The organism is Microbulbifer epialgicus, assembly GCF_041447265.1.
GTDB classification, from domain to species: domain Bacteria; phylum Pseudomonadota; class Gammaproteobacteria; order Pseudomonadales; family Cellvibrionaceae; genus Microbulbifer; species Microbulbifer epialgicus.
The window spans coordinates 1-7,095 of record NZ_JBGMEK010000130.1; the positions used below are offsets into that span (position 1 = coordinate 1).

Sequence of the window (7,095 nt, forward strand, 5' to 3'; positions counted from 1 at the left end):
AAAGTGCTTTCTCACATGAGAATGTTACAAAAGAAGCCCGCGCGTGTAGCAGCCTACTTCCGACACGAATCAATTAGGTACATAGCATAACCGAACTATTTGTCCGCCGGGAAAATATTGTCGATATTTATCTGTCCGTTTTTGGTGGGTAGGATCATTGCGGATATTCAGAATTACTCCCCTTGTCATAAAACAATATGATGGGATCTATACAAAGCGGCCGAAATGGCCAGCGAGAAGAGCAAATAGCCTTGAAATCTGGGAGTAGAAGAAATCACTTTAGTGCGTCACGCCTGTAAGAAATGTTGTTGTATGTTCGACCTTACGGTTATTCTTTCGAGTTCTTAGAAACCGGCAAGCTATTAATAGTCAAAGCAAAAAACCAGTGCCTGGCTGAAACTCGACCCTAATATTTGATAATTACCTTTTCCCACTTGTCACGCTGAGTTGGGTTATCTCCGGTCGCAGAATAAGAAATTTTTAGCTCTGTATTTTCAACCCAAGACACATTTATATCAGATTGCCCATGTATCGTAAAAACCCAATCATCAACTTCTTCTGGAGAAAATTCAGAACCTGCATAACGAAGACTTACCACTCTCACAAAAGGCGTTGTAGCCCCACAGTTTCTTTCAAATACAGTTGCGATATATTTTTCATCAGGGGACTTACTCTCTCCCAGAAGATCAACGCTACACAAGTCACTACAACCTGAAAGAAACAACACCAAAAGCACATGCAACGTTTTCATTTTAATAGCCCATACATTCACAATAATTGGACCCTTTTTCGATCTGCTCTTGATCACTAGGGTCATCGCCATAAGGATACCATCCCCACGGGCTACCAAGATTTTTTCTAGTGGGATCAGCTTTTTGATTCGCCCAACCGGCGCCACGCTGCAAAACACTCTGTGGAAAGCCGAATGCAGAGCCTGTCGCGCCAAAATTAAAATTCCCAAAGTCTTCGTATTTCCTTCCCTTCTGCTTGTAATCCCATGGACCTTTATTACGAACCTGATCGTAGAACCAAAATGGATCCCACTTATCATCGGCAAGCTGCATGTTGCTATTAATATTTGTTCCCGGTGGGGCAGAAGGAACCTTCCCGCATTTCGTTTGCGTCATTTCTGAAGTGTAATAACCATCAGGTGGCAAAGGTCCTACAAAATTATCTGGATATTCTTTCAAGCCAAATGGATCGAAGTAATTTATCGGGTTTCCACTGACGTAAGCATAAGTATTCAACTCCCCTTCCAACCCAATCGGATCACTCTGCAAATACCGACCACTACTGGGATCATAATCCCTGAAGTAATTGTAGTAGTACGGGGCTTCCTCTCCCTTGATCTGTCCAGGGAAGCGCAAGCTGACTTCAACCAGGTTAAAGTCACCATCTGGGTCAACATTGGGCTCCGTATGCCCAAAGGCATCGCTGTCCCAACGCCACACAATCGCATTTTCGTTTGTTCCAATACGCGGTGTGTTTAAGTGATCACTGTGCAGATAGGTGAGCGTTGTACTCTGTATCTGCCCTGCGCTGAGAAGCACTTCAACCTGGGCAACTGGCATATTTCCCAGGTAGATATAATCTACCTGGCTCTGGACGGCACCAGCTTCACCGAGCTTGGTCTTGCTCAAGTATTGACCGTTTTGATCGTAGTGCAGCAGGTTATCTTCAGTCTTGTCTGTTAGCACCCTTTGACCAAGGGCGTTATAGTAGTAGGTTCCTTGTACTGTGCCATCTTCGCTATAAGTTCTGAGACGATTGGCGTGGTTATACGTGTACTCATAAACACCGCCACCACTGCTAACGGTATTACCTGCGTCATCAATTACCCAAGCCTGCCCGCCCACTTCAGTGAGACGATTAGAGTTACTTTCATAGCCGTATGTAGTGACTTCAGGTGATTCGCCACTTTCAATAAAAGCCTGTTGGGTGCGGTTGCCAATCAGGTCATACGCTAAATTGCTTTGCCCTTCCGCATAGCTCCCATCCGCTAGACGATAGAGATCGTCATAGGTAAATGATTGGTTTTTACTGCTATCCAGATTGTCTGCAATAAGGGTGATATTACTCACCGAATCATAGGTATAGGTTTGCGATTGGATATCCCCTACACCGCTGGCATTGATCGCTTGCAGACGGCCATCCTGGTCATAACGATAGCTTTGGGTGATGCCGTTGCCGTATTCCATAGAACCAATACCCATCATGGAATCGTACTGGATATTGCTGAGGATAGTCTGGGGATCAGCCTCGGCACTTTGCTGTGTAGTGACTTTGGCAATTCGTCCCAGCGCATCATAGCTATAGCTGACAATGCGCCCAGAGGGATAAGTGATGCTGGTTACTCGCCCCTCACTGTCGTAACGGTAGCCGATCGTAAAATCCAACCCGGCTATTTTGTCTTCCTGCTGGGTAATTCGGCCCAAGGCGTCGTAGGTAAGTGCTGTTGTGCCGGCATCATTACTGTAACCGGTCAGGCGCCCGGCGCCCTTGTTGCCGCCATCAGTGCTGTCGTAAGTAAAGGTCGCATTTTCACTGGTACTGCCGGGATAATTTATGCTGATGAGTCTATTTAACGCATCGTAAGTAAAATTGCTGACAATTCCACGGGCATCGGTGCTTGAGGTCAGGTTCCCGGCAGTATCGTAAGTGCGAGTGCTGGTACTGGTATCCGGGCTCACCAACTTAGTAAGGTTCCCGGCCAAATCATATTCATAAAGGGTGCTATTGTCGCGAGGGTCGATAACTTCGATGATACTGCCAGTAGCATCGTAAGCAAACCTGGAGCTAGCCGCTAAACCCTCCGCATCTTCAATACTCCCTACCAAGCGACCCAAGCCGTCGTAGCTGTGATGAGTTTTGATGCTAAGAGCATCTGCGGACAGAGTCAGGTGACCCATACCATCGTAGCTATAGTCGGTTACCTGCTGTTCGGCACCAAGTCTTTGCTTTACACGGTTAAGCTTATCAAAAATCCAGCTCTGGTTACGCTTAAGATTACCTTCCCCGTCGTATACCTCTTCAGCCAAGGTATTACCTTGAGAGTCAAGGGTGTATTTTATTTTGTTGCCTTCAGCATCCTCTATTTGGAATAGGCGATCGCGCTGGTCATAGCTCATAACTAGGCTACTACCATCTGACTCCGTTACCCTAATGGCATTACCACGATCATCATAGTCGTAGCGGGTAACAATATCGTCGTTACTGCTGTTGTCATCGGAACCAAGAATGGTCTCCTCTAATAACCAGCCACGAGGATGATAGCGGTAGTTTACTGTCAGGCCGTTAGCATCACGGGTTTGGGTAGCTTGGCCTGTGACATTGTAAGAGAGGAATTCTCTAGTGTATCCCAGCGCATCCGTAATTTTTTTGATATCCCCTTTACGGTAACAATTACCACCATCATTACACCCACTTTGGTCAGTGTTGTCGTAATAAGTAAAGGACATGATGTCCTGTACATCCGTGCGCGGGCCGTCAATTTGTTTGACCAACGCGCTATCCGGACAGCCGGTTTCTCCATTACAGTAGGTCAGCGTGGTGATCGCAAAACTGCTGTCATCTTTAGTTTGCTTGATACTGGCGATATTAATAGGCTGGCTCTGCGCATCACGCACAAAGGTATATTCAGTGCGAAATACCTTGTCCGGATCTTTACTGGAAAACTGCTCTTTGCCTGCAAGCCAGCCGTTGTCATAAGTCCAGCGCTGAGTGATTAATTCGCCACTGGCCAAAGTGGTGATAGCACCAGTCTTCTGTGCCTGGCCGTTATAGGTGTAATCTGTGGCGGAGAGCAGGATTAAGTCATTCCCCCGCTTCTCCCAGTACTCGATACGAATACGATCTTTGGTATCGTTGTATATCTGTCGATACTCATGACCGAGGGGATCGATGCGCTTGAGCAGATAGCCCGCCTCATCGAATACAAAGGTACTGTCGCGGGTATCGAGCACTTCGCCACTGGCACTTCTTACCGTCTCGGTGACCTGGGTAGTACCAATCTCTACGTAATCCAGCTCAAGTATATTCTGCCCTTCGACCTGCTTGATCACACGGCCTTCATTATCGTAGGTGTTAGTCACCCAGACGGCGCCGGCACCTCGCTGCAGGCCGGTAATGCGGTGTGCATCTGCGGGATCTTCGTATTTAAAGCTGTGTTGGTAGTTGTCCAGGCCCTCCACCTGCACCAGATTGCCGCGGGTAGCGGTTTGCCACTCATCGTGGCGATAGTCGATGCGCCGGCCGTCACTGGCAATGACATGAGTCAGGCGTCCGCTCTGCTCGTTATAGAAAAACTCAACTACGGCGCCAGTGAGCACACCGTCTGCACCCTGCTCTTCAATACGAGTAAGCCGCGGCTGGTAAGCCACCACCATCGGTTTATTCGGATCGACACTGTTGGGCGAGGTGCCGAGCAGCGGCAGGCGACCGCGTTCATCGTAGCTCAGCCGGTGGCTTTGTCCCTTGTGGTTGACGATGGCTACCAAGCGCCCGTCTGTATCGAATTCATCGCGCTTGCCGTTGGCGTAGGTAAAAGAGTAGCTGCCATCGCCGTGTTCCTTCAGGGTACCTTGGGAGGCATCGCGCGGCGTGACATAGGCACCACCAGTAAACACAAAAGTGTCGCGGCGTCCACAGCCAGAACGCAGTAGCACTGAGCCATCCGGGTACTCAAACAAGCGCCGGTCATGGTCGAAGGCCCAACCGAAGCCGAGGGCATTGTCGAATTCCGAGCGACTGTCATAACGACGCACCAAGCGGATCGGGTAGCTGGCCCCCACCTGCAAGTCCGTATCGGACAAGTAAAATCCGCCATCAAACGTGCGAATGGGATCGCCCACAGCGCCAGACCCACTACCACAACAAGGATCTGAACTGCGCTCACAGGGGGGAGGCTCCGGTGGGCCGGGAGGGGGATCGCCAGCGGAGGAACCGCCAAAGTCGTGCGCTGCCACCGTATGAATCAACAGGCTCGCACTGAATCCGGCGAGCAGTGTAAGAACCTTTCCCCAACTGGTCATGCTGTAGTCCTTTTTCTTCTTTTTGGCGGCCCTCAAGCCGCATTAGCATCTTCTTACTGCGATCACCATAAATGGCGATACGTGCACCGAGACCTGTGTGCCGATTTCGGCTTACACGCTCAATGAGAGGCCACCGGTATCCACTGTTTGCTCTGCGCACGGTATTGGGCATGGGCTTGGTCGGCCTCGCCCTGTTGTCCCAACTGCCCAAGGGCCTTGCCCTGACTCAGGCAAATGTCTGTCCGGACCGGGTCCACGGCAACAGCAAGCCGTAGACTTCCAGTGCCAGCTGCCCCCTACACAAATTCCCCATCAGCAGCCAACTCTCAACATTGTCCAAATCGCGTTGCAATAGCAAATCGAGCGGTTGATGGCATCGCTCCAACTTGTGTGTACCTAGTAGTACTGCACTAGTAGCAGAAGCTGTTCATTACTGCGCTCACTAAAGGGAGTATGCTCAATCGTTTTGATATGCGCGTGATAACTCTACTACCTGTGCGAACAGCACAATCAAAAAAATCAAATAGCAATCAACAAGAACAGCATTCCTAGCATAATTTCGTTGTAGGAATCGAAATACGGTTTCGGTAGCCTGTACCTCTTGAACTCTAAATTCACCCCAGAAGTTCACTTCAATATCTCGAATGAATTGCATAAATTTTCTAATTACAGGGTTGTCAACATCATAAACAAATTGAGCAACCTCGAGGGCAGACTGACCATCAATCCGATAAAGATAAAATTCTAAACTATCGAATTTAATTCCCGCAGTTAGCACATCCCCATGACCCACAACAATCAAAGAAGCTTTAGGTTCTATATAAGAAGTCAGCAAGCAAACAATCACCCACTTGTCAGAGCCAGGATCATATCTAGCAACAAAAATTTGGAAGAGGTCAGATTTGGGGTACGCAGTGTTACACAGACATGACACCACTCTAAATATTTTAAAAGTAACAACCAACTGCAAAATCCTTTTAGCCAGTTCGAAGCTATAAAACAACAACATACTCAATATATATCACAGTTACTAGCAAGATTACTAAACCTTATTCAATTAAACCTCTAAATTTACCTATTCTCTCGCCTGAAAAATCAACAGAACAACCTAATAACAGCTCGCGATATCAGCCGGCAAAAAAACGGAGCACTTCCACTTAGGGAGTCAATGATTAATGCAAAGTTGATGCTAGCCTTCCACTCTATCATCAAATGTGTCGTTTATTTCGGTAATCTAATAACAGATCTTGACATACTTTTAAAACTTGGCACGAAATGCAACTTAATGCTTGATAACAAAATATAATCTATCAATACTGTTAAATCACTCAAAACTATCAACTACTTGAGCGCAACGGCATATATTTTCAGCGCTAAACCCCGCACACGCATTACAATCGGAATTAATTCAATTATTAACAAATAAGACTTAAAAGAAATCCTTAGCCAAATCTGTAAAAGCAACTATAAATATTTCCTTAGCACGACTGAAAAAGAAATAGGGAACTGGGTGTACATCGCTTCAAATATCAAAAGCCAGCATTTTCACAAACTTCATAGATATTAAGGCACCTCTATAAATTAATTTTTGGCATCCGTCAGCACCGATTCATGGGAGCTTCAGGGCGATAAAATTCAGGAAAGCGCAATTATTAGAGGTGCCTATTATTAATTCAAGGTTATAACCTTGGCTAGTTTGTTATATTTTCTTACAAACCGTCCCTCCCATACCTGGAAGCACATCCATTATTTTGATTTGTCGGCACTAGAAGCTGGATATTAGATTACTATCGGCTTTTAGGCACCCTCCATTCAAGCCTTTATTACAAAGCAAATACAACTATCACTTATTTTACTTGCCATTAACTCGAAAATGCACCAATCCGACGAGTTATAACCAAATCTGGTGTTTGAAGGTTTGAAAAAAAGCGGCGTATCTGGTTGATTTGTTATCGCCAGACAATAAACCAACTAAGGGATACGCCGCCATGGACAAGAATACCGTTGTCGAGTTTTCAGGTCGAGAGGAGACGACCGATCCGCTAACAGAAATTCTACGCAGGGG

At 46.8% G+C, this 7,095-nt stretch carries 4 protein-coding genes; 1 reads left to right on the top strand and 3 read right to left on the bottom strand.

Translation table 11 applies throughout. The features are described from left to right. Nucleotides 1-406: 406 nt before the first annotated feature. Together ACCI49_RS22830 and ACCI49_RS22835 are read right to left on the bottom strand one after the other, a co-directional pair. Entirely contained in the window at nt 407-751 is a 345-nt protein-coding gene (locus ACCI49_RS22830; RefSeq protein WP_371841538.1) for a hypothetical protein, read from the bottom strand. A gap of 1 nt (nt 752) precedes the next feature. Next, nucleotides 753-5,030 (bottom strand): RHS repeat-associated core domain-containing protein, encoded by a 4,278-nt coding sequence (locus ACCI49_RS22835; protein WP_371841539.1) that lies wholly within the window; start codon nt 5,028-5,030, stop codon nt 753-755. Nucleotides 5,031-5,152: 122 nt separating this feature from the next. On the opposite strand from ACCI49_RS22835, the gene ACCI49_RS22840 reads away from it, so the two are divergent. Further along, on the top strand, nt 5,153-5,305 hold the full coding sequence (locus tag ACCI49_RS22840; RefSeq protein ID WP_371841540.1) for a hypothetical protein: 153 nt from the start codon (nt 5,153-5,155) through the stop codon (nt 5,303-5,305). 182 nt (nt 5,306-5,487) lie between these two features. Here ACCI49_RS22840 and ACCI49_RS22845 read toward each other — a convergent pair whose 3' ends face one another. Then, nucleotides 5,488-5,994 carry a hypothetical protein gene (locus tag ACCI49_RS22845; protein ID WP_371841541.1) on the bottom strand — a complete coding sequence of 169 codons (507 nt, stop codon included), beginning with the start codon at nt 5,992-5,994 and terminating at the stop codon, nt 5,488-5,490. Nucleotides 5,995-7,095 lie beyond the last annotated feature (1,101 nt).

Bases quoted from the DNA above. Each gene is read 5' to 3' on its own strand.
- ACCI49_RS22840 (WP_371841540.1), top strand. From the start codon at position 5,153: ATGAGAGGCCACCGGTATCCACTGTTTGCTCTGCGCACGGTATTGGGC.
- ACCI49_RS22835 (WP_371841539.1), bottom strand. From the start codon at position 5,030: ATGACCAGTTGGGGAAAGGTTCTTACACTGCTCGCCGGATTCAGTGCG.
- ACCI49_RS22830 (WP_371841538.1), bottom strand. From the start codon at position 751: ATGAAAACGTTGCATGTGCTTTTGGTGTTGTTTCTTTCAGGTTGTAGT.